The organism is Gordonia rhizosphera NBRC 16068, from assembly GCF_000298195.1.
Lineage (GTDB): Bacteria > Actinomycetota > Actinomycetes > Mycobacteriales > Mycobacteriaceae > Gordonia > Gordonia rhizosphera.
Genome location: NZ_BAHC01000125.1, coordinates 40,384 through 64,373, shown reverse-complemented (window position 1 = coordinate 64,373; position 23,990 = coordinate 40,384). Strand labels below are relative to the sequence as shown.

At 66.5% G+C, this 23,990-nt stretch carries 19 protein-coding genes; 10 read left to right on the top strand and 9 right to left on the bottom strand.

The annotated features are described in order from the left end of the window. Positions 1-160 precede the first annotated feature (160 nt). Positions 161-1,198 carry a tocopherol cyclase family protein gene (locus GORHZ_RS15415; RefSeq protein WP_006334461.1) on the bottom strand — a complete coding sequence of 346 codons (1,038 nt, stop codon included), beginning with the start codon at positions 1,196-1,198 and terminating at the stop codon, positions 161-163. A gap of 477 nt (positions 1,199-1,675) precedes the next feature. On the opposite strand from GORHZ_RS15415, the gene clpB reads away from it, so the two are divergent. The 6 genes from clpB (at position 1,676) to GORHZ_RS15385 (ending at position 8,456) form a co-directional block, all read left to right on the top strand. Further along, entirely contained in the window at positions 1,676-4,228 is a 2,553-nt protein-coding gene (gene clpB / locus GORHZ_RS15410; protein ID WP_006334460.1) for an ATP-dependent chaperone ClpB, read from the top strand. A gap of 95 nt (positions 4,229-4,323) precedes the next feature. Then, positions 4,324-4,917 (top strand): DNA-3-methyladenine glycosylase I, encoded by a 594-nt coding sequence (locus GORHZ_RS15405; RefSeq protein WP_006334459.1) that lies wholly within the window; start codon positions 4,324-4,326, stop codon positions 4,915-4,917. Between the two features lie 95 nt (positions 4,918-5,012). Beyond that, the gene (locus GORHZ_RS15400) at positions 5,013-5,420 is read left to right on the top strand and encodes a PPOX class F420-dependent oxidoreductase (protein WP_006334458.1); all 408 of its coding nucleotides are present in this window, start codon (positions 5,013-5,015) and stop codon (positions 5,418-5,420) included. Between the two features lie 253 nt (positions 5,421-5,673). Then, positions 5,674-6,918, top strand: coding sequence for an HNH endonuclease signature motif containing protein (locus GORHZ_RS15395; RefSeq protein WP_051998934.1), 1,245 nt, complete (start codon positions 5,674-5,676; stop codon positions 6,916-6,918). Between the two features lie 358 nt (positions 6,919-7,276). Next, the gene (locus GORHZ_RS15390) at positions 7,277-8,029 is read left to right on the top strand and encodes a maleate cis-trans isomerase family protein (RefSeq protein WP_051998932.1); all 753 of its coding nucleotides are present in this window, start codon (positions 7,277-7,279) and stop codon (positions 8,027-8,029) included. 22 nt (positions 8,030-8,051) lie between these two features. Beyond that, positions 8,052-8,456: a PPOX class F420-dependent oxidoreductase gene (locus tag GORHZ_RS15385; RefSeq protein WP_006334455.1), complete on the top strand. Its 405-nt coding sequence runs from the start codon at positions 8,052-8,054 to the stop codon at positions 8,454-8,456. Between the two features lie 31 nt (positions 8,457-8,487). Here the strand turns inward: GORHZ_RS15385 and GORHZ_RS15380 are convergent, their stop codons facing one another. Beyond that, positions 8,488-9,210 (bottom strand): maleate cis-trans isomerase family protein, encoded by a 723-nt coding sequence (locus GORHZ_RS15380; RefSeq protein ID WP_006334454.1) that lies wholly within the window; start codon positions 9,208-9,210, stop codon positions 8,488-8,490. A gap of 93 nt (positions 9,211-9,303) precedes the next feature. Here GORHZ_RS15380 and GORHZ_RS15375 point away from each other — a divergent pair, with 93 nt between their 5' ends. From GORHZ_RS15375 to GORHZ_RS15360, 4 genes are all read left to right on the top strand, one after another. Next, positions 9,304-10,713 carry an amidase gene (locus GORHZ_RS15375; RefSeq protein WP_006334453.1) on the top strand — a complete coding sequence of 470 codons (1,410 nt, stop codon included), beginning with the start codon at positions 9,304-9,306 and terminating at the stop codon, positions 10,711-10,713. Beyond that, on the top strand, positions 10,710-11,213 hold the full coding sequence (locus GORHZ_RS15370) for a DUF3830 family protein (protein WP_006334452.1): 504 nt from the start codon (positions 10,710-10,712) through the stop codon (positions 11,211-11,213). Before GORHZ_RS15375 ends, GORHZ_RS15370 begins: the two co-directional genes overlap by 4 nt. Positions 11,214-11,224: 11 nt before the next feature. Beyond that, entirely contained in the window at positions 11,225-11,944 is a 720-nt protein-coding gene (locus GORHZ_RS15365) for a GntR family transcriptional regulator (RefSeq protein ID WP_006334451.1), read from the top strand. A gap of 91 nt (positions 11,945-12,035) precedes the next feature. Beyond that, a complete protein-coding gene (locus GORHZ_RS15360; protein WP_006334450.1) occupies positions 12,036-13,418 on the top strand; it encodes an MFS transporter in 1,383 nt (460 codons plus the stop codon). A 73-nt stretch (positions 13,419-13,491) separates the two neighbouring features. Here the strand turns inward: GORHZ_RS15360 and GORHZ_RS15355 are convergent, their stop codons facing one another. From GORHZ_RS15355 to GORHZ_RS15325, 7 genes are all read right to left on the bottom strand, one after another. After that, positions 13,492-14,700 carry a M20 family metallopeptidase gene (locus tag GORHZ_RS15355; protein WP_006334449.1) on the bottom strand — a complete coding sequence of 403 codons (1,209 nt, stop codon included), beginning with the start codon at positions 14,698-14,700 and terminating at the stop codon, positions 13,492-13,494. Between the two features lie 24 nt (positions 14,701-14,724). Beyond that, positions 14,725-15,936: an aminotransferase-like domain-containing protein gene (locus GORHZ_RS15350; protein ID WP_051998928.1), complete on the bottom strand. Its 1,212-nt coding sequence runs from the start codon at positions 15,934-15,936 to the stop codon at positions 14,725-14,727. 15 nt (positions 15,937-15,951) lie between these two features. Further along, positions 15,952-17,145 carry a M24 family metallopeptidase gene (locus GORHZ_RS15345; protein WP_006334447.1) on the bottom strand — a complete coding sequence of 398 codons (1,194 nt, stop codon included), beginning with the start codon at positions 17,143-17,145 and terminating at the stop codon, positions 15,952-15,954. A 28-nt stretch (positions 17,146-17,173) separates the two neighbouring features. Further along, positions 17,174-18,688 (bottom strand): NAD-dependent succinate-semialdehyde dehydrogenase, encoded by a 1,515-nt coding sequence (locus tag GORHZ_RS15340; RefSeq protein ID WP_006334446.1) that lies wholly within the window; start codon positions 18,686-18,688, stop codon positions 17,174-17,176. A 3-nt stretch (positions 18,689-18,691) separates the two neighbouring features. Further along, positions 18,692-21,868 carry an FAD-binding and (Fe-S)-binding domain-containing protein gene (locus tag GORHZ_RS15335; protein WP_006334445.1) on the bottom strand — a complete coding sequence of 1,059 codons (3,177 nt, stop codon included), beginning with the start codon at positions 21,866-21,868 and terminating at the stop codon, positions 18,692-18,694. Next, positions 21,865-23,190, bottom strand: coding sequence for an aspartate aminotransferase family protein (locus tag GORHZ_RS15330; RefSeq protein ID WP_006334444.1), 1,326 nt, complete (start codon positions 23,188-23,190; stop codon positions 21,865-21,867). Before GORHZ_RS15330 ends, GORHZ_RS15335 begins: the two co-directional genes overlap by 4 nt. Positions 23,191-23,307: 117 nt before the next feature. Beyond that, positions 23,308-23,859 (bottom strand): hypothetical protein, encoded by a 552-nt coding sequence (locus GORHZ_RS15325; RefSeq protein WP_006334443.1) that lies wholly within the window; start codon positions 23,857-23,859, stop codon positions 23,308-23,310. Positions 23,860-23,990: the final 131 nt, after the last annotated feature.

Here is a 23,990-nt window from a genome sequence, read left to right as displayed (position 1 = left end):
AGATCACCATAGTCCAGATAATGTGACTGATGTGGTGTTCCAGTCCGGCAGTTCAGAAACGGTGCTCGCGAGTCAGTAGTCTCACTGCGCGCGGCTCCGGGACCGGGATTTGGCGGAAAGTCCGGATTCGCTCGCAATATGGCTCTGACCTGCGAATACATTACGGGAGCGGGGGAGCGTCGGTATCGTCCGGACCGCCGCCGCGGCGCAGTACCTCTGCTCGGGCACGCGCTATGCCACCGTGTTCAAGTGCTGCGAGAGCGGATTCGCCGGTCCATATCACCTCGCCGCCGCGTCGCCGAACCTCGACAGTCATGCGGGCGCCGAGATGCTCGATCGCGCCCGGGACGTTGCGCCGTTGGCTGGGGATCGGCACCGGTAGGACGTGTGCATCGCCCAGTCGGCCGAATCCTTCGACTCGTACGCTGTACCGGCGTCCGGCGCAGTGCAACGACCACGATTCGTCGGTCACCCGTGCCCGGACGGGTGAGATCAGCGGGTCGCCGACCCTCACCAGACGTCCACCCGGCAGCAGGACCACGATGACGGTTACCTCGGTCTTCAGCAGTCCGGCACGGACGATTCCACCCGCGAAAGCCACGCAGGCGCCGGGTTCCGCGAATCCCTGAGCCTGCCCCCACCACCAGCTCTCCGGGAATCCTTCACGACCCCAATTCTTTTCGGCGTATACCTGTGCGCCGTCGAGGTCCCAAGTCTCATCGCCGACGGTCGCAGTGCCGCTCGCTTGGCCGCCGAGCAGCCACGGATGCCAGTACTGGTTGAGCGCCGGCACGAAGTGGAAAAGACCAGAGGCGCCGTAATAGCGTCGCGGCCACGACACCGGATTGTTGACGCGGATGTCGAGTCGCGCATCCGGGCCCAGGTCCAGGTGGACTTCGTCCACATCGGCGCGAAAGACCGAATTCGCGCTGATCTCGAGGGCATGGGGATTGTCCAGCGCACCGGGCTGCGCGCACGTGTGTAGAACTCGATTCGGGTGGGCGGCCAGGCCCAGCGTGGCCCAGCGCTCGCCGTTCGGCGAGGTGTTCACCCCGCACAACGCGATCAACGTGCGCCCCTGGTCGGGTTGGGTGAACCGCCAAAAGTAGCCCTCCATGGCCACGCCGTGCGCCGGCAGGAGATTGCCGAATGGACGGTCGGCGCCGGTGGCGCGATAGCGAGAGCTCAGACGGGACATATCTCTAGCCCCAACCCGGCGTCGTTGGAGTGGTCAAGTGTGGCCACGCCGTCGTCGTGGCCTTGTCGGCCGATCGCACCGCCGAGGAAATCACCCGGGCCGAAGTAGGAGATCGGCCAGCAGGCATTGGGTACCGGCCAGTGTTCTTCATGGGCTACTCCTACCGCCGCGCTCCTCGAGCCAGGCTATCGCGAGCTGGTGACGAAGGCGCAGCACGTCATGCCCTCCCGCTGGTGATTCCGCGGCTTCTCCGAAGGCGTGGCGATGCAGTTCGGCAGTTACGAGATACGTGCCCGCCGGGGCATGCGAATCTGACCGCGACTGCAGAAACCGACCGCGCGCAGCACCCCCTAGAATGTGGCCTGTGTCACAACCAGTGAGAGACTTGAGCGAAATAGACTCAACCTTGCTGGTGTTGGACCTCTCGAATGACTCATACTTGAGTCTGTTGGACTAAAGAGAGAAAGGTACACGCCCGTGGACAGCTTCAACCCGACCACCAAGACGCAGCAGGCGTTGAGCGCCGCTGTGCAGGCGGCGGCCAGTGCTGGGAACCCCGACGTGCGTCCGGCTCACATCCTGGTAGCTCTGCTCGATCAGTCCGACGGCATCGCCGCGCCGCTGCTCAAGGCGGTCGGGGTGGACCCGTCGAGTGTTCGGACGCAGGCGCAGGCACTCGTGGATCGCGCACCGACGGTGTCCAGCGCCAGCGCGCAGCCCCAACTGTCCCGCGAGTCGATCAGCGCTATTTCCGCTGCTCAGCAGCTCGCCGGTGAGCTCGACGACGAATACGTGTCGACCGAGCACGTGCTCGTCGGCCTGGCGACCGGTGACTCCGATGTCGCCAAGCTGCTGGCCAACGCAGGTGCGACCCCGCAGGCGCTGCGAGAGGCGTTCGTGACGGTGCGCGGCAACGCCCGCGTCACCACGCCCGACCCGGAACAGACCTATCAGGCGCTCGAGAAGTACTCGACCGACCTGACGGCGGCCGCTCGTGAGGGCAAGCTCGACCCGGTCATCGGCCGTGACGCCGAGATTCGTCGTGTCGTGCAGGTGCTGTCGCGGCGCACCAAGAACAACCCGGTGCTGATCGGCGAACCCGGCGTCGGTAAGACCGCGATCGTCGAGGGCCTCGCCCAGCGCATCATCGCCGGTGACGTACCGGAGTCGCTGCGGAACAAGACGGTCATCTCCCTCGATCTGGGATCGATGGTGGCCGGCGCCAAGTACCGCGGCGAGTTCGAGGAGCGGCTCAAGGCCGTCCTCGACGAGATCAAAGGCTCGGCGGGACAGATCATCACCTTCATCGACGAGCTGCACACCATCGTCGGCGCCGGCGCGGCCGGTGATTCCGCGATGGATGCCGGCAATATGATCAAGCCGATGCTCGCCCGTGGTGAGCTGCGGCTGGTCGGCGCGACCACGCTCGACGAGTACCGGCAGCACATCGAGAAGGACGCCGCGCTGGAGCGCCGTTTCCAGCAGGTGTACGTCGGTGAACCGTCGGTCGAGGACACCATCGGTATCCTGCGTGGCCTCAAGGAACGCTACGAGGTGCACCACGGCGTCCGCATCACCGACTCGGCATTGGTCTCGGCGGCAACGCTTTCCGATCGCTACATCACCGCGCGGTTCTTGCCGGACAAGGCCATCGACCTGGTCGACGAGGCGGCGTCGCGATTGCGCATGGAGATCGACTCGCGGCCCGAGGAGATCGACGAGGTCGAACGCATCGTCCGTCGTCTCGAGGTCGAGGAGGTCGCCCTGCAGAAGGAGACCGACGCGGCGTCGAAGGAACGGCTGGACAAGCTGCGCAGCGAACTGGCCGACCAGAAGGAGAAGCTCAGCGAGCTGTCGGCGCGGTGGCAGTCGGAGAAGACCGCCATCGATGCGGTCCGCGACCTCAAGGAGGAGCTGGAAAAGCTTCGCGGAGAAGCGGAACGGGTCGAGCGGAGCGGCGATCTCGGGCGTGCCGCCGAATTGCGGTACGGCAAGATCCCGGGCCTGGAGAAGGAACTCGAGGCGGCGATCGAGAAAACCGGCACCGATCCCGGTCAGGACGTGATGCTGCAGGAGGAGGTCGGCCCCGACGATGTGGCACAGGTCGTGTCGGCGTGGACCGGCATTCCCGCCGGCCGCATGCTGGAGGGTGAGACCGCCAAGCTGCTGCGCATGGAAGATGAACTCGGACACCGGGTCATCGGCCAGAAGACGGCGGTGCAGGCGGTGTCCGACGCGGTGCGTCGTTCGCGTGCCGGTGTCGCGGACCCGAACCGTCCGCTGGGCTCGTTCATGTTCCTCGGCCCGACCGGTGTCGGCAAGACCGAGCTGGCCAAGGCGCTGGCGGAGTTCTTGTTCGACGACGAGCGCGCGATGGTGCGTATCGACATGAGTGAGTACGGCGAGAAGCACAGCGTCGCACGACTTGTCGGTGCGCCTCCCGGCTACGTCGGGTACGAGGCGGGCGGTCAGCTGACCGAGGCGGTGCGGCGCCGTCCGTACACGGTGGTGCTGTTCGACGAGATAGAGAAGGCCCACCCGGACGTGTTCGACGTGCTGCTGCAGGTGCTCGACGAAGGACGTCTCACCGATGGCCAGGGCCGCACGGTCGACTTCCGCAACACCATCCTCATCCTCACGTCCAACCTGGGCGCGGGTGGTGACAAGGATCAGGTGATGATGGCGGTCCGCAGTCGGTTCAAGCCGGAGTTCATCAACCGACTCGACGACGTCATCGTCTTCGATGCGCTGAGCCCGGAGGAACTGGTGTCCATCGTCGACATCCAGTTGAGTCAGCTGGGCAACCGGCTCGCGCAGCGTCGCCTCGACCTCGAGGTGTCGCCGAAGGCCAAGGAATGGCTCGCCGAGCGTGGCTTCGATCCGCTCTACGGCGCTCGTCCGCTGCGGCGGCTGGTGCAGCAGGCGATCGGCGATCAGCTCGCGAAGGCGCTGTTGGCCGGCAATGTCCACGACGGTGACGTCGTGCCGGTGAACGTCGGCATCGACGGAGAGTCGTTGGTGGTCGGCTGATCTGATGGCGACGAGGCACCTTCCCGGGTTGGGGAGGTGCCTCGTCGTGCACGGACTCTGACCGACTGTCGGAGGGGACGGGTAGGTTCCAGCTCATGGCCACCGTGATCACTGGAGCCGACGGTCTGACCCGCTGCGCGTGGGCCGCCGCCGAACCCGAGACGACCTACCACGACGAGGAGTGGGGATTCCCGCTCTCCGATGACACGGCGTTCTTCGAACGTGTCAGCCTCGAGGGATTCCAGTCCGGCCTGAGTTGGCGCACTATCCTGAACAAGCGTGAGAACTTCCGCGAGGCCTTTGCCGGATTCCAGATTGAGAAGGTTGCCCGTTTCACCGACGTCGACGTCGAACGATTGCTCTCCGACGCGGGCATCATCCGCCACCGCGGCAAGATCGAGGCCGTCATCAACAACGCCCGCCGCGCGGAGGAACTGATCGACCGCGAAGGTTCGCTGCATGCGTTCTTCTGGATGTATGAGCCGGACGTGGAGGTGGACCCCCAGTCGCAGACGACCTCATCCGAGTCGGTCCGCCTGTCCAAGGACCTCAAGAAGCGCGGCTGGAAGTTCGTCGGACCGACGACGATGTTCGCCTTGATGCAGGCCAGCGGCATCGTCAACGACCACGCCCGCGACTGTGTCGTCCGGGACCGGGTCGCGCAGGCACGACGGGCTGTATCGCGGTGAGCACGCTGGCGCAGTGGAGGATCACGTGGCGGTGTTGGTGACGACACGGTGACCGTCCACGAGGGGAGTCCCATTCGCGCGCGTAGCCTGAGGGCATGGCCAGTGCGTCGAATGAACCTTTCGGAGATGCTGCACGCGCGAAATACGTGCAATTGACCAGCTATCGCAAAGACGGCACCGCGGTGTCGTCGCCGTTGTGGGCGGCGTCGGATGGCGATGTGCTGTTCATGTGGACCACCGCCGATTCGTGGAAGGTCAAGCGAATCCAGCGTGATCCGCATGTCGCCGTCCAAGCGTGTGATGCCCGAGGGCACAAGGTCATCGGGAGCCCGGTGAACGGCACCGCCGAGATTCTTGATTCGGTAGGGACGGAACGGGTTCGGGGCCTCATCACCGACAAGTACGGGATCCTGGGCTGGCTCACGGTCAAGGGAAGTCAGCTGCGGCGAGGCAAGAGCGGGACCGTGGGCCTCGCTATCCGACCCGCGTCCGGAAGCGACTGAATCGGGCCCCGCAGGTGTGGGAGCGGCGGTTCACCCGGCTTTCGTCGGCGCTGAACTCGGCGTCGCCCACCCGGCCACGATTGATTCGCAGGCCGTCTGCAGTATCCCGTCCACACGCAACGCCTTCTTCCTCGGGGCCCACTCTTCGCAAACCAAATCCTATGAGAGGCAGGCCGTTACGGGTTTCATCCTGGCCTGTGGATAACCCACCAGAGCGCGACAATTCGCACAGGTGTTCGACTACCATGGGGGCATGCCGATCGATAATCTGCTCCCCGCCGTCCGTGACCTGACAATCACCGCCGACGCCTCCGGTCGTGAGGTGTTCGACACCACCAAGATCCTGATGGACCTGCGGAACGTGGTCGACCACCAACTCGCCGTGCACGCCGGCGCGCTGGATCGGTTGGGGGTGGCCCGGCAGACCGGCGGCAAAACCCGGGCGCTGTTGATCGAGATGGGTGCCGCACCCACGGTGGCGGACCGGTGGCTACGGATCGCGGCCGCGCTGTCGACCCTGGAACGGGTCGCCGCCTACAGCGGGGACGGGGTTTTCTCTGGTGAACACGTCGACGCCCTGGTCCGCGGCATGGGGCACATCGAGAAGAGGTCGCCGGAACCGTTGAGCGAGGTGTCGCGCATCGAACACCAACTCGCCCTGATCGCCCAAGCGTTCGCCGGGGCCACCCCACGCGAGGTGCTCGACACCGCCCGCAGCATCGGCAACCAGATCGCCGACGAGCAGGGTGGTGTGCCGGCCGGTGAGGACCGGACGATCAACGAGTGGTCCACCACGCCCACCGATGACGGCCGGTTGGAGGTACACGCGAACCTGGACATCGTGATCGGGGAGAAACTGGTGTCGGCGATCGAATCCCTGGCCGGTAAACGTCCCGAACCCGACGGGTCCGAGGATGCCCGATCCGCGGGGCAGCGCCGTGCGGATGCGTTGGAGATGATCCTGGATGCCGCCGCCCGCGCCGCCGAGTCCGGGGTGACCGATCTGGTGGCGGCCCCGAAAACGCAGTTGAATCTGACCGTCCCGGTCGACACCCCGGATGCGGCGGCGTTGCAGTGGCTGGGCCCGATCTCGCAGACCCTGGCGAAAACGCTGTCCTGTGATGCCACGGTGACCGCGATCATCGTCGACGGCGAGAAGGTGCCGTTGGACATGGGACACCCGCAGCGCCTGTTCACCCATCATCAACGTAAGGCGTTGATCGTCCGCGACCAGTGCTGCGTGAAATGCGGTGCGGCAGCTGGCTATACCGTCTGCCACCACATCCACCATTGGGCTGACGGGGGTCCGACCGACCTGGACAACGGCTGCCTGCTGTGCACCTCGTGTCACGCCCAGATCCACGCCTCCGGCTGGGACATCGTCATGGGCTCCGACCGGCATCCCTGGCTGCTCCCACCCGTCGAGCAGGACCCGACCCGCACCCCGATCCCGGCCTACAACCGGCGCACCATGCACCTGGACGACGTCGCCGCCTGACCCGCGGGCCTGATCCCAGGGCCTGACCGAGAAGAACTGACCAGCAGCCAGTCGGCCCGACCTGACCGGCGACCCGAACCCCGGGCCGCGCATGAACTTTGACAACTCCACAGTGTGAAACAGATGTGGCCCGGCGTAGCTGTCGGACGGGGGTCCGAGGGCACTCCGGGCCACGTCTCCCCCCAGAGTCGACAGGGAAGCGTCGTGACTCGAGTCGACTCGACCAGTGGGAAGGTCTGTCGAGTGAAGAGTCGGTCCGTATGCAGACGCTAGGACTTCTCTGCGACGGTCGAAATGTGTAATCCAAAAGTCACATCCACGAATTGTTGACAATCCGACAATGTGGCATCATTCCTGCATGAAGCTGGTTGAGATCACCGGAAATCCTCCTCAGCATCAGGTGGGGATCGGGATGGTGTGCCCGTTCGACATGGCGCTCGACCGGGAGCTGTGGCGCTGGATGCCCGACTCGGTGTCCCTGCATTTCACGCGTACCGGATTCATCGACGCCCCCATCGACGTCGACCTGTGCCGCGACCTCAACAATCACTCCGATATCGCGGCCGCCGTGCGGAGCGTCTCCGCGATCGGCCCCCGGGTCTTCGGATATGCATGCGCCTCAGGAAGTTTCGTCTATGGGATGGCCGGCGCGCGGGAACTCTCGAACTGTATGCGGGCCGCGGGTGCGGCGGCGGCGGTGACGACCTCCGAGGCACTGATCCGCGCCCTCGACGCGATGGGTGTCAGCCGGATCGCGGTCGCCACCCCGTACACCTCCGCACTCACCGGTCTGCTCTGTGATTTCCTCGCCGAGTCCGGGCGTACGGTGGTCGCCCAAGCGGGTCTCGGGCGCGATCACGAGATCTGGACGATCCCCTATCCGGTCACGTGCGAGCTGATCCGCGCGGCCGACCACCCCGATGCCGAAGCCATCTTCGTCTCTTGCACCAATTTGTGGACCTACGACATCCTGGGATTGCTCGAGGCTGAACTCGGCAAACCGATCCTCTCTGCCAATCAGGTCACCGCGTGGGCGACGCTGACCGACGCCGGCGTCGTCGCGGAATCGCCGTTACACGATGGTCAGTCGCTGTTCGCCCGGGCGGCCTGACCACTCGCGTAGCCTGGGCGTCATGACCGACGCGTCGAAACCCTTCGGAGAGGCGACCGACGCCGACTATGTTCGGCTCACCACGTTCCGCCGCGATGGAACGCCCGTGTCCTCCCCGGTGTGGGCCGTGTTCGACGAGGGTCGCCTGCACGTGTGGACGGAATCCGGCACCTGGAAGGCCAAGCGGATCCGACACGATCCGCACGTCATCGTCCAGGCCTGTGATTTCCGCGGGCGCAAGCTGTCCGGGGAGCCGGTCGACGCGACGGCCGGGTTGCTCGACGGCCCCGGGACGCAGCGCGTGCGACGCATGGTCAACAAGAAGTACGGAATCCTCGCCAAGGTGATCACCTGGTTCAGAACGTGGAGGAATGGCGAGGACGGAACCGTGGGCATCGAGATACGGCCTCTCACCGCCGAATCCTGACTAGCGGGCCGGCTCTCGATGCGGAACCGGATTACGGATTTGTCCCGGTGAGTTCGGTGTCCCGGAAGAGGAGGCCGAGGGCCTCGGCGGTCACGGTCATCCCGGCGAGCCGTAGACCTTGCCACACGGTGACCTGATTGGCTGTCAACACCGGTTTACCCAACTCGCGTTCGAGATCACCGATCCACCCGATGGTGTGCAGCGCGGTGTCGGGCAGCAAGATCGCCTGCGCTGCCGGCGTGTCGACGGCTTGGACCATCGAGAACAGATGGTCTCCGTCGACCGTGCCTGCCTCGGCGGCGGTCTCGATGTCGTGGGCGGCCGACGACACGACCGCGACGCCGGCGTCGGCGAGGAACGTGGCGAATCCGTCGGCCACCGCGGCAGGGTAGGTGGCGGCCACCGCGATCGAATCGATACCGAGTTCATGGCAGGCGGCCGCAAAGGCGAGGGAGGTCGACGACGCGGGTAGACCGATCGCCGCCGACAGCCGCGCCACCTGCTGCTGCGCGCCCGCCCAGCCGTAGAGGAAACTGCCCGAGGTGCACGCCCACATCACGGCCGCCGGCTGGTATTCCATACCTCGGCGGGCGCCGTCGAGCAGTCGCTGATCGGTCCCGACGGCGCGCATCGCATCCACCGTGTGGTCGTCGGACTCGATATCGGTGATGATCACCGGCAGGGCGGCGCTACCGCCGAGCGCTCCTTGGGCGAGGGCGTAGTCGTCCTCCGCGGCATGTCCCGGATACAGCATTGCGACCGTGGTTGTTCTGGTTGTCACCCGAATCCCTCCCGAGTAGATTGTCAACAATCGTACAAGATCGCCGCCGATTCGCCGAAGGACACGATGGACGAGACCACACGTTGGCGAAGTGCCGCCGGTCTGGTGGACGGATACGCGAGCGGCGCATTGTCGCCGGTCACCGTTGCCACCGAAATCCTCGATACGATCTCTGCCGAGAACCCGCGGATCAACGCGTACTGCCTGGTCGACGCAGACTCGGCGATACGGGACGCGCAGGCGTCAGCCGACCGCTACGCGGCCGGCCGGCCCATCGGCCCCCTCGACGGCGTCCCCGTCAGCATCAAGGATCTCCTGCTCACCGCGGGGTGGCCGACACTGCGTGGGTCGGAACTGATCGACCCCGACAGCCAGGAGTGGACCGTCGACGCGCCGGCCGTGGCCCGGTTGCGTGAAGCCGGGGCGGTGCTGCTGGGCAAGGTCACCACACCCGAGTTCGGCTGGAAGGGGGTCACCGACAGCCTGCGCTGCGGTGTCACCCGTAATCCGTGGAACCCCGAGCGGACCTCGGGCGGTTCGAGTGGCGGCAGCGCCGCGGCCGTGGCGGCCGGCCTCAGCACCCTCTCGGTCGGCACCGACGGCGGCGGCTCCATCAGGATTCCTGCATCCTTTTGCGGCATAGTTGGTTTCAAACCGACATACGGACGTGTCCCGCTGTATCCGGCGAGCCCGTTCGGCACGTTGTCGCACGCCGGGCCGATGGCGCGGACCGTGGGCGACTGTGCCGCCATGCTCGACGTGCTCAGCGGTTTCGACTCCCGCGACTGGTCGGCGATGCCCACACCGACATTCAGCGTGGCCGATCAACTCGCGACGATGTCCTCGGATCTGACCGGGGTGCGTGTGGCCTACAGTCCGACGCTCGGTTTCGGGGTCAATGATCCTGTCGTGCAAGCCAACACCGACGCCGCCGTCGACGTACTCACCGGCCTCGGTGCCGACGTGACGGTCGTCGACATCGGCTGGGAGGATCCGGTGTGGGCCTACCATATTCTGTGGTTCGCCGGGGCGGAGGTCGTCGTACGGTCGTTCGGGCCGGGTGCGGCGGACAAGATCGATCCCAAACTTGCGGCCGCACTGCAACGTCATCGTGACTTCTCCGCCATCGACTATCTCGACGCCACCGCCGTCCGCATGTCGATGGGGGTGGAGATGGGCGCACTGCACGAGAGTTTCGACGTGCTCGTCACACCGTCGATGCCTACCGTGGCTTTCGAAGCGGGAGTGGATGTCCCGGCCGGATCGGAGAGCCCGGACTGGACCTCGTGGACCCCGTATACCTATCCGTTCAACCTCACCGGTCAGCCCGCGATCACCCTACCCAGCGGATTCGACCGCGACTTGCCGACGGGCGTGCAGTTCGTCGGTGCGCGTCACGCCGACGCCACGGTGCTGCGTGTGGCGGCCGCCTACGAACGCGCCGTACCCTTTGCGACCCTGGGGGACCGACGATGACAGATCGATACATCACCGTGTCGCTCAAGCAACGGGGCGTGACCGCGCGGGCGCGCCTGCTCGACGCCGAGGCGCCCCGCACCGCGGCCGCCGTCTGGGATGCGCTGCCGCAGGGCGGGCAGGTGTATCACGGCAAGTTCGCGCGCAACGAGATCTACACCCTGCTACCCGCGTTCGCGCCGGTCGAACCCGGACCCGAGAACACCACGGTCACCCCCATCCCGGGAGACCTGTGTTATTTCACCTTCGACGGTGTACTGACCAACCCGGCATACGGATACGAGGCGGGATCGGCGCCCGCGGAGCATCAGCTGCTGATCGATCTGGCGGTCTTCTACGGACGCAACAATTTGTTGGTCAACGGGGACGTCGGCTGGGTTCCCGGTAACGTCTTCGCAACGATTGTGGACGGGCTCGACGAGTTCGCGGTGGCCTGCAACGACATCTGGATGGGCGGCGCGCGAGGGGAAGATCTGTTCTATGAACGTGAATCACGGTAGGAACAAAGGTAATGTCGAAGGATAGAGCGCAGGGGAACGGCCCAGGACGCAAGCGCGTCCTGACTCCGCTTGTCCAAGAATCCACCCCGGCGATCATCGCCCGCAAGTTGCACGACGCGATCGCGAGCGGTAACTTTCCGCCCGGTTCCCAGTTGACCGAATCCGGGCTCGCCGCCGATCTCGGAGTCAGCAGGGGACCGCTGCGCGAGGCCATGCAGCGACTCACCGCCGAGGGACTGCTGGTCAGCCACCGTAACCGCGGGCTGTTCGTCGTATCGATGGACGACGACGACATCCGCGACATGTACGTCGCGCGAACAGCGGTGGAGCGGGCGGCGATCGAACAGGTGATTGCTCGGCGATCGCCGGCCGCCGTCGAGGAACTCGGTGCCGCGGTCGAACGGATGCGTGCATTCGTCGACGACCCCAACGGGGCCGAGATGGCGGAGGCGGACATGCGATTTCACCAGACCCTGGTGGAACATGCTCACAGCCAACGGCTCTCGCGTCTTCACGAAACGATACTGGTGGAGACTAGAATGTGCTTACGTGCCATGCGAGGAACCTATTCCTCGGGGAAGGAGCGAATCGAAGAACATCAGGCATTGGTGGACGCCATCGCGGACGAAGATGCCGCGACAGCGGACAGGTTGATGATCGAACACATGAAAGATGGTCTGCACCGACTCGTCGAGGACGACGAGTCAACGGAGGCAGCATCGACGGCGTGACGCCTTGTCTCAGGCGATCACGCGATCTCATTCCACCGATGTGAGTTGAGCTAAAAGCAACTGGCCGAAAGACTTCCCTCAGGAGGCGCAGATGTCTGAAGCATCCTCACAATCCACCCAGGGGTCGGAGCACTTTCACAGACCCGACCCCGAATCGCCCGCCGGTAGGGCGATACTGCGCAAGGCCATCGCGGCCTCGGCACTCGGAAACGCCACCGAGTGGTACGACTACGGTGTCTATGCCGCCACCGCAACCTATCTGACCGACGCATTTTTCCCGGGTGACCTCGGCACCCTGGGCACCATGCTCGGATTCGCGATATCGTTCGTCCTGCGTCCACTGGGTGGATTCATCTGGGGACCGATCGGCGACCGCATCGGGCGACGGGCCGTGCTGGCCCTGACCATCGTGCTCATCTCGGGTGCGACCGCTCTGATCGGCGTGCTGCCCACGCATGCGGTGGCCGGAGTGTGGGCGCCCGTCCTGCTGATCCTGCTGCGCGTCATCCAGGGGTTTTCCACCGGCGGTGAGTACGGCGGTGCGGCGACGTTCATGGCCGAGTACGCACCGGACAGCAAGCGTGGACGCTACGGCAGCTTCCTGGAATTCGGCACGCTCGGTGGCTTCGTTCTCGGGTCGGCGGTCGTGTTGTCCCTGGATCTGGTCCTGACCGACTCGGCGATGGAAACCTGGGGATGGCGTATCCCGTTCTTCCTGGCGCTGCCGCTGGGTCTCGTCGGCCTCTACCTCCGGTCACACGTCGACGAATCGCCGGTGTTCAGCGAGCTATCCGAAGAGCACAAGCTGGAGAAGTCCCCGGGCGCTGAGCTCGTCGATCTGCTCAAGCAGTACTGGCGTCCGGTGCTGACCATGGGCGGCATGGTGATCGCGCTCAACGTCGTGAACTACACCCTGCTGGCCTACATGCCGACGTACCTGGAGAACACCATCGGGATGAGTTCGGATACCGGTACCACGGTGATCCTGATCGGTGAGCTGGTCATGATGGCGGTCATCCCGTACTTCGGCGCGTTGTCGGACCGGACCGGTCGAAAACCGATGTGGTGGACCTCCCTGATCGGCCTGTTCGTGCTGGCGATACCCCTGTATTGGCTGATGGGGCAGGGATTCGGTTGGGCCATCATCGGATTCGTCATCCTGGGCCTGCTCTACATCCCGCAGTTGGCGACCATCTCGGCGACCTTCCCGGCGATGTTCCCGACCCAGGTCCGCTACGCGGGGTTCGCGATCTCCTACAACGTCGCCACGGCCGCGTTTGGTGGTACCGCACCGCTGGTGAACGAATCGGTGGTCGACAACACCGGCTGGGATCTGTTCCCGGCGATGTACATGATGGGAGCCTGCGCGATCGGCATGGTCGCAATGGTCTACCTGAAGGAGACTGCGGGTTGCTCCATCCGTGGCACCGAGATCCCCGGCAAGGAAAGGGATTTGGCCGTCACGGAGGTGTAGCTCGCCGCTTTCGCGTACTTCGTGCTCGCTTCCCCGATTGGGGGAGCGAGCACGAAGTGGTGTTCCGAGCCGTTCAGCCGAGGAGGCGAATGGCCGCCAGGGCGTAGGCGCGAGCCGCGGCCTCGAGGTCGGCGACGGCGACCGATTCGTTCGGTTTGTGGGCCTCGGCGTTGATGTTGCCGGGGCCCATCACGATCGTCGGGATACCCAGGTCGCGGCTGACGAACCCGCCGTCGCAGGCCGCGCTCCAGCCGCCGACCGACGTTTCACGCCCGGCGTCGACGAGAGCGGAGACCGCGGTGCTCACCAGCGCGTGGTCGGCGGGGGTGGCGAAACCGGGCATCTCCATGGTCACCCGCACCTCGACACCGACCCCATCGGTGTCGATGGCGGATTCGTGGATCGCCTCGCGCAACCGGTCGGCGATGCGGTGGGCGTCCTCACCGGGCATCAGGCGCCGGTCGATACCGAGCTCGCAGGTCGGCGCGACCACCGAGATACCCTGTCCGCCTTGGATGGTGCCGACATTCCAGGTGCCAGACCCGAGCAGGTCGTCGGCGACCATGCCGAGCTGTTGATGGTCGAACCGGATGAGATCGATGATGGAAGCGGCGGCCTCGATGGCGCTGCGACCGTCTGCGGGCCGCCCGGAATGTGCTGCGCGACCGGTGATGTCGACCTCCAGGTAGGAGGCCCCACGGCAACCTCGGACGACGGTGAGATCGGTCGGCTCGGCGACGATGCAACCGGCGAAGGAGTGTTCGGGCTTGCGGGTCACGAAGTCGCGCACGCCGAGACCGTGCTCCTCCTCGTCGACGGTGCAGACCAACTGAACCGGCCCGGACAACTCGATGCCGTAGGCCGATGCGTGCGAGAGCGCCTGCATGGCGATGACCGCCGCGGCGAGTCCGCCCTTCATGTCGGTGGTGCCGCGCCCGTAGATGCGGCCGTCGGCGAAGTGCGGGCGATAGGGGTCGGTGGTCCAGCCCGGACCGGCCGGGACGACGTCGGAATGCCCGAGCAGCATCAGCCCCGGGCCGTCGCCGGACGCCATCGTGGCGACGAGGTTGGGGCGATCCGGGGCCACCTCACGGATGTCGACCGCGAAGCCGGACGCTCGGCAGGCCCTCGCCAGGACCTCGACGGTGGCCGCCTCGGTACCGCCGGGATTCTCGCTCGGCGCCTCCACCATCGATGCGGTCAGCATGGCCACCGTGTCGGCCTTGATGTGAGACAGGACCCCGGCCTCGGCCTCGGTCAGCGACACCGCATCACCTTTCATCCGGGGAATTCCTCCGCTCGCCCGTCAGGGCGTCTGTGCCATCTTCTCAAGACTTCCGGTCAGGCGTCGAATACCCTCGTCGATCCTCTCCGGTGTACTCGACGCGAAGCACAGGCGCAGCGCATTGCGGAAGCGTCCGCCCGGCGACAGCGCCGGACCCGGGATGAACGCGACTCCGTCGGCGAGCGCCACGTCGAACAGTTCTCGGGTGTCGATCTCGGCGAACTCGCCGTGCAGGGTGAGCCACAGGAAGAATCCGCCCTCGGGGTTCGTGGTGGACACGCGTTCGCCGAGGTGACGGGCTATCGAGTCGAGCATCGCGTCCTTGCGTTCCCGATACAGTTTGCGTATCCCCGCCAGGTGATCGGTCAGCCCACCGCGTGCGATGTACTCGGCGACGATGTGCTGGTTGGGCACGTTGGTGCAGGTGTCCATGGCCTGTTTGCCGTTGATCAGTAGTCTGCGCAACGACGGGTCGGCGTCGACCCAGCCCACCCGCCAGCCGGGTGCGAGGATCTTGGAGAACGTCCGCACCGAGAACACCAGCGGATCCTGCGGGCTCAGGGTCTGGAAGGTCGGGATGTCGGTACCGGCGAAACGCAGCAGCCCGTACGGGTCGTCGTCGATGATCACCGCACCCCACTGATGCGCCAGACGCAGCAGTTCGCGTCGTCGTTCCTCGGAGAGGGTGACGCCGGATGGGTTCTGGAAGGTCGGGATCGTGTAGATGGCCTTGGGGGTCTGGTGGGTGCGCGCGACGAGGTCGACGAGGGTGTCGACCTGCATGCCGTCGTCGTCGACGGGGACCTCGAGCAGTTGCGCCCCGTACGACAGGGCGGTGGCGCTGCCGTTGGTGTAGGTCGGGGATTCGACGACGACGAGATCACCGGGATCGACGAACAGTTTGTTGGCGAGGTCGAGGCCCTGCATGCCGCCGGTGGTGATGACCAGCCGCTCGTGGTGGGACGGATCGGGCGTGGTGGCCAAGTAGTCGACGAGCAGCTGCAGCAGCCGCGGTTCGCCCTCGGTGGCTCCGTAGGTGAACGACGTGTGGTCGAGGATCTCGCCGGCGATCTGGCGGAACTCGTCGGCGGGGACCGCCTCGTCGGCCGGGGAGCCCATCGCGAAGCGCACGATGTCATGGGTTTGCGACGCGAGCAGCGACGTCGACGAATCGATCATCGATCCGACCAGGTCCTTGGCGCGGACGGCCAGTGGCAGGGTGGGAGCGGTCATGTCTGTCACCTCAATTCATTTCCGGATGAGCTCACGCGGGAAGCTCGTGAATGTCTCGACACCGGTCGGGCTCACCCGCACCGATTCGGACAGCTCGAAACCGTAGTCGTCCATCCACATCCCGCACACGATGTGGAAGGTCATGTTGGTCTCCAGGATCGTCTCGTCCTCGCTGCGGATACTGATCGTCCGCTCGCCCCAGTCGGGTGGGTAGCCGATCCCGATGGAATAGCCGAGCCGCGAGGGCTTTTCGAGTCCGTACTTGGCGAGCGTCCAGTTCCAGGTGGAGGCGAGTTCACGAGTGGCGACACCCGGACGGATCGCCTCGAGGACGTTGTTGAGTCCTTCGGCGGTGGCCTTGGCGACGTAGTCGAGGTCCTTGGACGGCGACCCCAACGACACGGTCCGCGCCAGCGGGCAGTGATAGCGGTTGTGGGCACCGGTGAGTTCGATGACGACGGCCTCGCCGTCGACGAAGGTGCCCTGATGCCAGGTGAGGTGCGGGGTGTCGGCGGCCGCGCCGGTCGGCATCATCGGCACGATCGCCGGATAGTCGCCGCCGAAGTCCGGGGTGCCGGTGATCTGCGCCTGCGAGATCGCCGCCGCCGCATCACACTGCCGCACACCCACGTCGATCGTCTCGATCGCCGCGCGCATCGCCTGCGAACACACCATGCCCGCCTGCCTCATCAACTGCACCTCGGCGTCGGACTTGACCGACCGCACCCAGTTCACGAGTTCGAAGTTGTCGACCAGCTTCCACTCCGGGATCGCGTTGTAGAGCGCGCGATAGGCCTTGGGGGAGAAGAAGTGTGAATCCATCTCCAGTCCAACGGAACCGGCCCGTGATGCCGGTGCGATCAGGTGTCGCTGCCGTAAGGCCCAGGCCACCCAGTCGAAGGCGTGCACATGCGGGCGGTGCACATAGCTTTCCGGGTAGCCGACGATCTGGTCGTCGGACAGCCAGGTGGTGCGGTGCGCGCCATGGGCATCCATCTCGCGGGCGAAGAACACCATGTCGCCCTCGATCGGCACGAACAGCATCTGCGGGGTGTAGAACGACCACGCGTTGTAGCCGATCAGATAGAAGATGTTCGCCGGATCGGTGACGATGATCGCCGAGAGCCCCTGCCGGTCCATCAATTCGCGGACACGGATCAGCCGCTGTTCGTACTCACTGTCGGTGAACAGCTGAGTGCCGAGGTACATCCGTGGTCTCCTGTCGCTGCGGGCGGTGTCACCGCTTGGGGATGGGACGTGAGACGTACTTGACGTCGAGGAACTCCTCGATGCCCAGGCGCCCGCCCTCGCGACCGAGGCCGGACTGCTTCACGCCGCCGAACGGCGCGGCGGGATTCGACACGAGACCGGTGTTGATGCCGACCATGCCGACCTCGAGACGCGTGGAGAGCAGGTCGGCGGTGTCGATGTCGCGGGTGTAGGCGTAGCCGACGAGACCCCACGGGGTGTTGTTGGCGAGTGCGATGACCTCGTCGATGCTCCCGTCATCTTCGCTGCCGTCGTCGGTGCTGCCGAACGGGATGATCGCGGCCACCGGGCCGAAGATCTCGGTGTGCATGAGGTCGGCGTCGGGGTCGACGTCGGTGAGCACCGTCGGCGGGTAGAAGTGGCCGGGACCATCGGGCCGGGTGCCGCCACAGGTGGCGCCGGCACCGCGATCGAGGGCATCGACGACGAGCGTGGCGACCTTGTCGACAGCCTTGGCCTCGACGAGTGGCCCGACCTGGGTGGCGTCGTCGGCGCCGTCGCCGACGACCAGCGCGCGCATCCGTCCTGTCAGCTTCTCGGTGAACTCATCGATCACCGCGCGGTGCACAAAGATCCGGTTCGCGGCGGTGCAGGCCTGTCCCATGTTGCGCATTTTCGCGACCATCACCCCGTCGACGGCGCGGTCGACGTCGGCGTCGGCGCACACGATGAACGGCGCGTTGCCGCCGAGTTCCATCGACGTACGCATGACCGTCTCGGCGGCCTGCCCGAGCAGGATCTTGCCGACCTCGGTCGACCCGGTGAAGCTGACCTTGCGGGCCTGTCCGGAACCCATCCACTCGCCGACAACGGCGGCTGGGTCGGTGGTGGTGACCACGTTGAGGACGCCGTCGGGAAGCCCGGCCTCGGTGAGGATCTCGGTGAGCAGCAATGCGGTCAGCGGGGTGAGTTCGGCGGGCTTGAAGACCATCGTGCAGCCCGCGGCGATCGCCGGTCCGATCTTGCGGGTGCCCATCGCGAGCGGGAAGTTCCACGGGGTGATCAGGATGCACGGCCCGACGGGTTGTTTGCTGACCACGATGCGGTTGTTGCCGTCGCCGGTGACGGTGTGGTCACCGCCGATGCGCACCGCCTCCTCGGCGAACCAGCGGAAGAACTCCGCGCCGTAGGCGACCTCGCCCCGTGCGTCGGCGAGTGGTTTGCCCATCTCCGCGGTCATCACCGCCGCGATCTCGTCGGCGCGGTCCATGATGAGTTGGTAAGCGCGGTAGAGGATCTCGCTGCGGAACCGGGGGGAGGTGGCCGCCCAGTCGGTCTGGTGGTCGGCGGCGGTCTGCAGCGCGCGGCGGGCATCGTCGGCGTCGGCGTCGGCCACCTCGGCCAGCGGTGCACCCGTGGCGGGGTTCTCGACGGTGAACCTGGCCCCCGAGGCGGCCGGTGTCCAGCGGCCGCCGATGAAGAGGTCGGTGTGGAGACGTGAGATGGCCTGGTTGGCAGAGGTGGGTGAGATGGTGGCGGTCATGGCTCACGCTCCTTCCGGGGGTGCTGTCGGTGGGAATTCAGTTGCTGTCGGCGAGTTCGCGGTTGCTGTCGGCGGATTTCTGGGTGCTGTCGACAGATTTCCGGGTGCTGTCGGCGAGATGTTGGGTGCTGTGGGCGAGTTCGCGGTTGCTGTCGGCGGGGTTTGGGTCAGCAGCTCGGCGAGGTGCAGGCCCGACGGACGGTGGACGGTCGAACCGAGTTCCTTGTCGGTGGCCGACAGATGGTCCACCGACATGGCACAGCTGAATCCGTCGGTGATCACCGGGCGATCAGGGGCCGCCCGCAGCGCCGGGGCGAGCGCCTGCTCGGCAACGTCGACGCTCACCTCGTAGTGGCCGCGTTCGAAGCCGAAATTCCCGGCGACCCCGCAGCATCCGTCCGCGGTGTGCACCTCGACCCCCAGCGATTCGAGTACCGCGGCGCCGGTGCGGGCGCCGAAGACGGCGTACTCGTGACAATGCGTCTGCAGGGTGACGGCGGCGGGCAGAGTCGCGGGCCGCCAGCCGGCATCGACGAGGTGCGGCAGGAAGTCCGCGAAGCTGTGCACGCGCCGGGATACGCGGTGCGCGGCGTCGTCGTCGACGAGTTCGGGGAGGTCCTTGCGCAGCGCCGCCGCACAGCTGGGTTCGGGGACGACGATGGGCCGATCGGTGCCGTCGTCCAGAGCCCGGGAAGTGCGCGACAACACCTTTCGTGCCCGGGTGAGCTGCCCGGTGGAGATCCAGGTCAGTCCGCAGCAGTGCTCGGCGTCGCATCCCACGTTGTCGCCGGTGGCGCTGAGGATCTCGGCGGTCGCGGCGGCGATGTGTGGTCGGAACGCCTTGGTGAACGAGTCGATGAACAGCACGGTGTCGGTGGTTTGGGTGATACCCGGCAGCGCGCGCAGGTGCCGACGTTCACGTCGGGTGCTGAAGCGGGGCATGGAGCGTCGCGGGTCCAGCCCGCCGGCGCGGGCGGCGAGGGTCCGGAGCGGGCCGTCGAGGGCGGCGTTGATCGCGGGCGCGAGGACTCCGGCCGAGCCGAGCCACGCGGGCATCCAGCCGAGGGAGTAGTGGGAGAGGGGTCGCCGTCTCCCCTGATAGTGGTGGTGGAGAAACTCGGCTTTGTAGGTGGCCATGTCGACACCGGTGGGGCAGTCGGTCGAACACGCTTTGCACGACAGGCAGAGGTCAAGCGCCTCTTTGACATCGGCTGACCGCCAAGCGGTCTCGACGTCTGGTGCGGTGCGGATCATCTCCTGCAGCACACGCGCGCGACCCCGCGTGGAGTCCTTCTCGTCCCGGGTCGCGCGATAGCTGGGGCACATGACACCACCACTGTCGGCGCGGCACCGGCCGACGCCGATGCAGCCCTGGGTGGCATGGACGAACGGATCAAGGATGGGAAGGGTGCTGTCGGCGCGATTCCGGGTGCTGTCGGCGGGGGTGGAGGGGGCCGGGGTGGTGGTGTGGCCGAAGCGGAACGCCGTGGGCCAGGGGCGGGCAGGCACACTGTCGAGGGCGAGATCCTCGGTGATCGCGGGCGGATCGACGATGGAGAAGGGGTTGAGTGTGCCCTCGGGATCCCAGATCCGTTTGAACTCGGCGAAGGCGGCGAGCATTGCCGGGGAGTACATAATCGGCAGCAGTGCCGAACGGGCCCGGCCGTCGCCGTGTTCGCCCGACAGTGAACCACCGTGCGCAACGACCAAATGTGCTGCGTCGGTGCAGAACCGGTCCATCGTCGTGCGGCCTTCGGGACTGCGCAGATCGAAGGTGATCCGGACGTGCATACATCCGGCGCCGAAGTGCCCGTACATGACGCCGGTCAGCCCGTATCGGTCGAGTAGAGCGGTGAAGTCGTCGAGATAGTCGGCGAGGTGCTCGGGCGCGACGGCCGCATCCTCCCAGCCCGGCCACGATTCGTAGTCGGCACCGATGCGGTCGTCGTCGGGGTCGGCGAGCCGAGACGACAGCCCGGCGCCGTCCTCCCGAACCCGCCAGAGTGTCTTGCGCGCCAGCGGATCCGGGACCGCCGTACCGGCGATTATCGCGCCACCGGCACGTAACTCGTCGAGGAGTCGCTTCGCCGTGGCACCGACATCGGATTCGGATTGGGTTGCGGCGCTGTGCTCATCGAGGTCGATGAACAGCCAGGCGGTACAGGCGGGGTCGTCGATGGCGGGCAGTGAGGCGACGGTGTCGCGGCCCCGTCGGGCGGCCATGGTGGCGACGATCTTGCGGTCGATACCCTCGACTGCCGACGGCGCATACGGCAGGATGGCCGGGATGTCACGGGCGGCGTCGCCCACCGTCGGATATCCCACGCACACCAGCAGTGGTGACGTGGCCACCGGCACGAGACGCACCCGGGCACCGACCACGATCGCGCACGTGCCCTCGCTGCCGACTAGTGCACGGGCGACGTCGAAACCGTTCTCCGGCAGCAGTTTCGACAGATGGTATCCCGACACCTGTCGCGGGATGGTCTCCAGATCGGTGCGGAAGATGGCCAGGTTCCGCGCGGCGAGGTCGCGCAGATTCGCGGTGAGTTCGGCGGCACGGGCGGTGGCGGCGGCGTCCTCGGCGTGGGTGGCGGATATGCCGTCGCGGGTGGCCGTGAGCTGCAGTCCGTCGGCGGTGACGAGGTAGAGCTCGTCGATGTGGTCGGTGGTGCGGCCGTGACGCACCGAGTGATTTCCGCAGGCATCGTTGCCGATCGCGCCTCCCAGCGTCGCCCGTGACGCCGACGACGGGTCCGGGGCGAAGGTGAGACGCCCATGGGTGGCCGTCCGCGCCCGGGCCGCCAGCGTGGTGAGCACGATCCCGCTCTCCGCGACGGCGTGCGCGGAGTCCTCGTCGACCGTCACGACCCGCCGCATGTGACGGGACAGGTCGACGACGACACCGCGACCGATCGCGTTACCCGCCATCGACGTACCGCCACCTCGGGCGATCAGCGGGATGCGGTTGGTGTGACAGTAGGCCGCAGTGTGCGCGACGTCGTCGGCGTCGCGGGGGAACACCACCGCGAGCGGCACGATCCGATAGTTGGAGGCGTCGTAGGAGTATTCGGCCAGGCGCCGCGACGAGGCGTCGGCCTCGATGCCGAGGGCGCCGAGATCCCCGGCGACGTCGAGGTCGTCGGAGAACGTCGGGCCGGTGTTGGCGACATGTGTCATCTCTGACCGAGCGTATCGCCGGAGACGACCTCCGTCACTGCCGTCTCGAATCGCTCAAGGCCCATGTCGATCTCGTCGGAGGTGACCACCAGGGCGGGGATGAGGCGTACGACGTTGCCGGCCGGACCGCAGGTGAGGGTGAGCAGCCCGTGGCGGGTCGTCGCCTGCTGGACGGCAAGCGCGGTGGCGGCGTCGGGCACCGGGGCGTCACCGCTCTCGCCGGTCACGAACTCGATTCCGGCCATCAGGCCGAGCCCGCGCACATTCCCGATCGCGTCGTAGCGCGCGGCGATCGCCGCGAGTCCGTCGAGCATCTGCTCGCCGCGGACCCGGGCGTTCTCGACGAGGTTCTCGTCGCGGATCACGTCGATGGTCGCGACCGCTGCGGCGGCGGCCACCGCGTTGCCGCCGTAGGTGCCGCCCTGCGACCCCGGCCACGCCTTGGCCATCAGGTCGGTGGGTGCGGCGATCGCCGAGATCGGGAACCCCGACGCGAGGCCCTTGGCGGTGATGAGGATGTCCGGGGTGACGTCGGCGGCGTGCTGATGACCCCAGAACCTGCCGGTGCGACCGAAACCGGCCTGCACCTCGTCGAGGATCAGCAGGATGCCGTGGCGGTCGGCGCGTTCACGCAGCCCCTGCAGGAACCGCGGTGGGGTGGGGAGGTAGCCGCCGTCGCCGAGGACGGGCTCGATCAGGAAGGCCGCGGTGTCGTTGGGCGCGACGCGGGAGGTGAGCAGGTAGTCGAGTTCGCGGAGTGCGAAGTCCACGGCGGTGTCGGTGTCCCAGCCGTAGCGATACGCGTAGGGGAACGGGGCCATGTGCACACCGCCCATCAGCGGTGAGAAACCAGCCGAGAAACGGGTGCCCGCCGTGGTCAGGCTGGCGGCCGCGACGGTGCGGCCGTGGAATCCACCCTGGAAGACAACGATGTTCGGGCGTTCGGTGGCCATGCGGGCCAGCCGGATGGCGGCCTCGACGGCCTCGGAGCCGGAGTTGGCGTAGAAGACCGAGTCGAGGCCCAGCGGGAGCACACCGCCGAGCTTCTCGGTGAGTTCGAGCAGCGGCGGATGCATCACCGTCGTGTACTGGGCGTGGATGATCTTGGCGCACTGCTCCTGCGCCGCTGCGACGACCCGCGGATGACAGTGACCGGTGCTGGTCACGCCGATGCCGGTGGTGAAGTCGAGGTAGTCGTGGCCGTCGGTGCCGTGAATCCAGGAGCCGAGCGCATGGTCGACGACGACCGGCGTGGCCTGTTTGAGGACCGGGCTCAAGGTCGCGGTCTGGTCGGTCCAGGTGGTCTCGGCAGTGACGGTCATGGGTCCACCGTGACGGTCGATCGTCGGATTGTCAACAATTGGACGAAACGACGACCACCCGGTCCGCGTGCGGCCGGGTGGTCGGCTGGGATCAGTGCTAGGGGATGGGCCCGAGGATCACTCGATGGTGAACGACGACGTCGACTTCGCTCCGGAGACGCGGTCGATCACGACGATCGAATAGCGGCCGGCCTCTTTGTAGCGTGGGCTGGAGAAGTTCCGCCAGCCCTGGCATTCTGCCGACTTGTAGGTAGGTGCCGAGGTGCCCGGGAACTGCACCTCGATCTGGCAGTCGTCGCCCTTGACCTCGGCATTCGCGCGGTCACGTGCCGACCACTTGACGCGCGGCTCGAAGCCGGTGGCGTAGAGATCGGGGCCGAGTTTACGTCCGGTCCATACGCTTACAGTGAGCGACAGCGTGGCCACCCCGTTGCTGGCCCCGGGCATTGTCGGGGTGCTCGGCTTGCTGGGTGTCTCCGGGTTGCTCGGTCCGGGGTTGCTTGGTCCCGGGTTGCTGGGACCCGGCTGGCTGGGGCCCACTTCGGGACCTGACAGGCTCCCGAACAGGGTGTCCAAGAAACTCGTGGGTGCCGCGGCAGCGGGGCCGGCGGCCAGCGTCAGTGCCACACCCGTCGCGGCGAGAGCGGATGTGATCCTGGACGTGCGCATACTTCCTCCTGAAGGTGAACAAAGAGTGAATTCGATTGAGATGGAAAGCATTTGCGGACAGAGCGCCGCGGATTCAGAGAATAGTGGCGGTGCGGGTACGGCGTCGATCACTCGATTGGACGAAATCCGGT

Excerpts from the sequence above, each read along its gene's own strand:
- GORHZ_RS15340 (WP_006334446.1), bottom strand. The coding sequence starts at position 18,688 with ATGACCGCCACCATCTCACCCACCTCTGCCAACCAGGCCATCTCACGT.
- GORHZ_RS15380 (WP_006334454.1), bottom strand. The coding sequence starts at position 9,210 with ATGCTGTATCCGGGACATGCCGCGGAGGACGACTACGCCCTCGCCCAA.
- GORHZ_RS15325 (WP_006334443.1), bottom strand. The coding sequence starts at position 23,859 with ATGCGCACGTCCAGGATCACATCCGCTCTCGCCGCGACGGGTGTGGCA.
- GORHZ_RS15415 (WP_006334461.1), bottom strand. The coding sequence starts at position 1,198 with ATGTCCCGTCTGAGCTCTCGCTATCGCGCCACCGGCGCCGACCGTCCA.
- GORHZ_RS15370 (WP_006334452.1), top strand. The coding sequence starts at position 10,710 with ATGACAGATCGATACATCACCGTGTCGCTCAAGCAACGGGGCGTGACC.
- GORHZ_RS15395 (WP_051998934.1), top strand. The coding sequence starts at position 5,674 with ATGCCGATCGATAATCTGCTCCCCGCCGTCCGTGACCTGACAATCACC.
- GORHZ_RS15330 (WP_006334444.1), bottom strand. The coding sequence starts at position 23,190 with ATGACCGTCACTGCCGAGACCACCTGGACCGACCAGACCGCGACCTTG.
- GORHZ_RS15385 (WP_006334455.1), top strand. The coding sequence starts at position 8,052 with ATGACCGACGCGTCGAAACCCTTCGGAGAGGCGACCGACGCCGACTAT.
- GORHZ_RS15375 (WP_006334453.1), top strand. The coding sequence starts at position 9,304 with ATGGACGAGACCACACGTTGGCGAAGTGCCGCCGGTCTGGTGGACGGA.
- GORHZ_RS15335 (WP_006334445.1), bottom strand. The coding sequence starts at position 21,868 with ATGACACATGTCGCCAACACCGGCCCGACGTTCTCCGACGACCTCGAC.
- GORHZ_RS15350 (WP_051998928.1), bottom strand. The coding sequence starts at position 15,936 with ATGACCGCTCCCACCCTGCCACTGGCCGTCCGCGCCAAGGACCTGGTC.
- GORHZ_RS15405 (WP_006334459.1), top strand. The coding sequence starts at position 4,324 with ATGGCCACCGTGATCACTGGAGCCGACGGTCTGACCCGCTGCGCGTGG.
- GORHZ_RS15400 (WP_006334458.1), top strand. The coding sequence starts at position 5,013 with ATGGCCAGTGCGTCGAATGAACCTTTCGGAGATGCTGCACGCGCGAAA.
- GORHZ_RS15365 (WP_006334451.1), top strand. The coding sequence starts at position 11,225 with ATGTCGAAGGATAGAGCGCAGGGGAACGGCCCAGGACGCAAGCGCGTC.
- GORHZ_RS15390 (WP_051998932.1), top strand. The coding sequence starts at position 7,277 with ATGAAGCTGGTTGAGATCACCGGAAATCCTCCTCAGCATCAGGTGGGG.
- GORHZ_RS15345 (WP_006334447.1), bottom strand. The coding sequence starts at position 17,145 with ATGTACCTCGGCACTCAGCTGTTCACCGACAGTGAGTACGAACAGCGG.
- GORHZ_RS15360 (WP_006334450.1), top strand. The coding sequence starts at position 12,036 with ATGTCTGAAGCATCCTCACAATCCACCCAGGGGTCGGAGCACTTTCAC.
- GORHZ_RS15355 (WP_006334449.1), bottom strand. The coding sequence starts at position 14,700 with ATGAAAGGTGATGCGGTGTCGCTGACCGAGGCCGAGGCCGGGGTCCTG.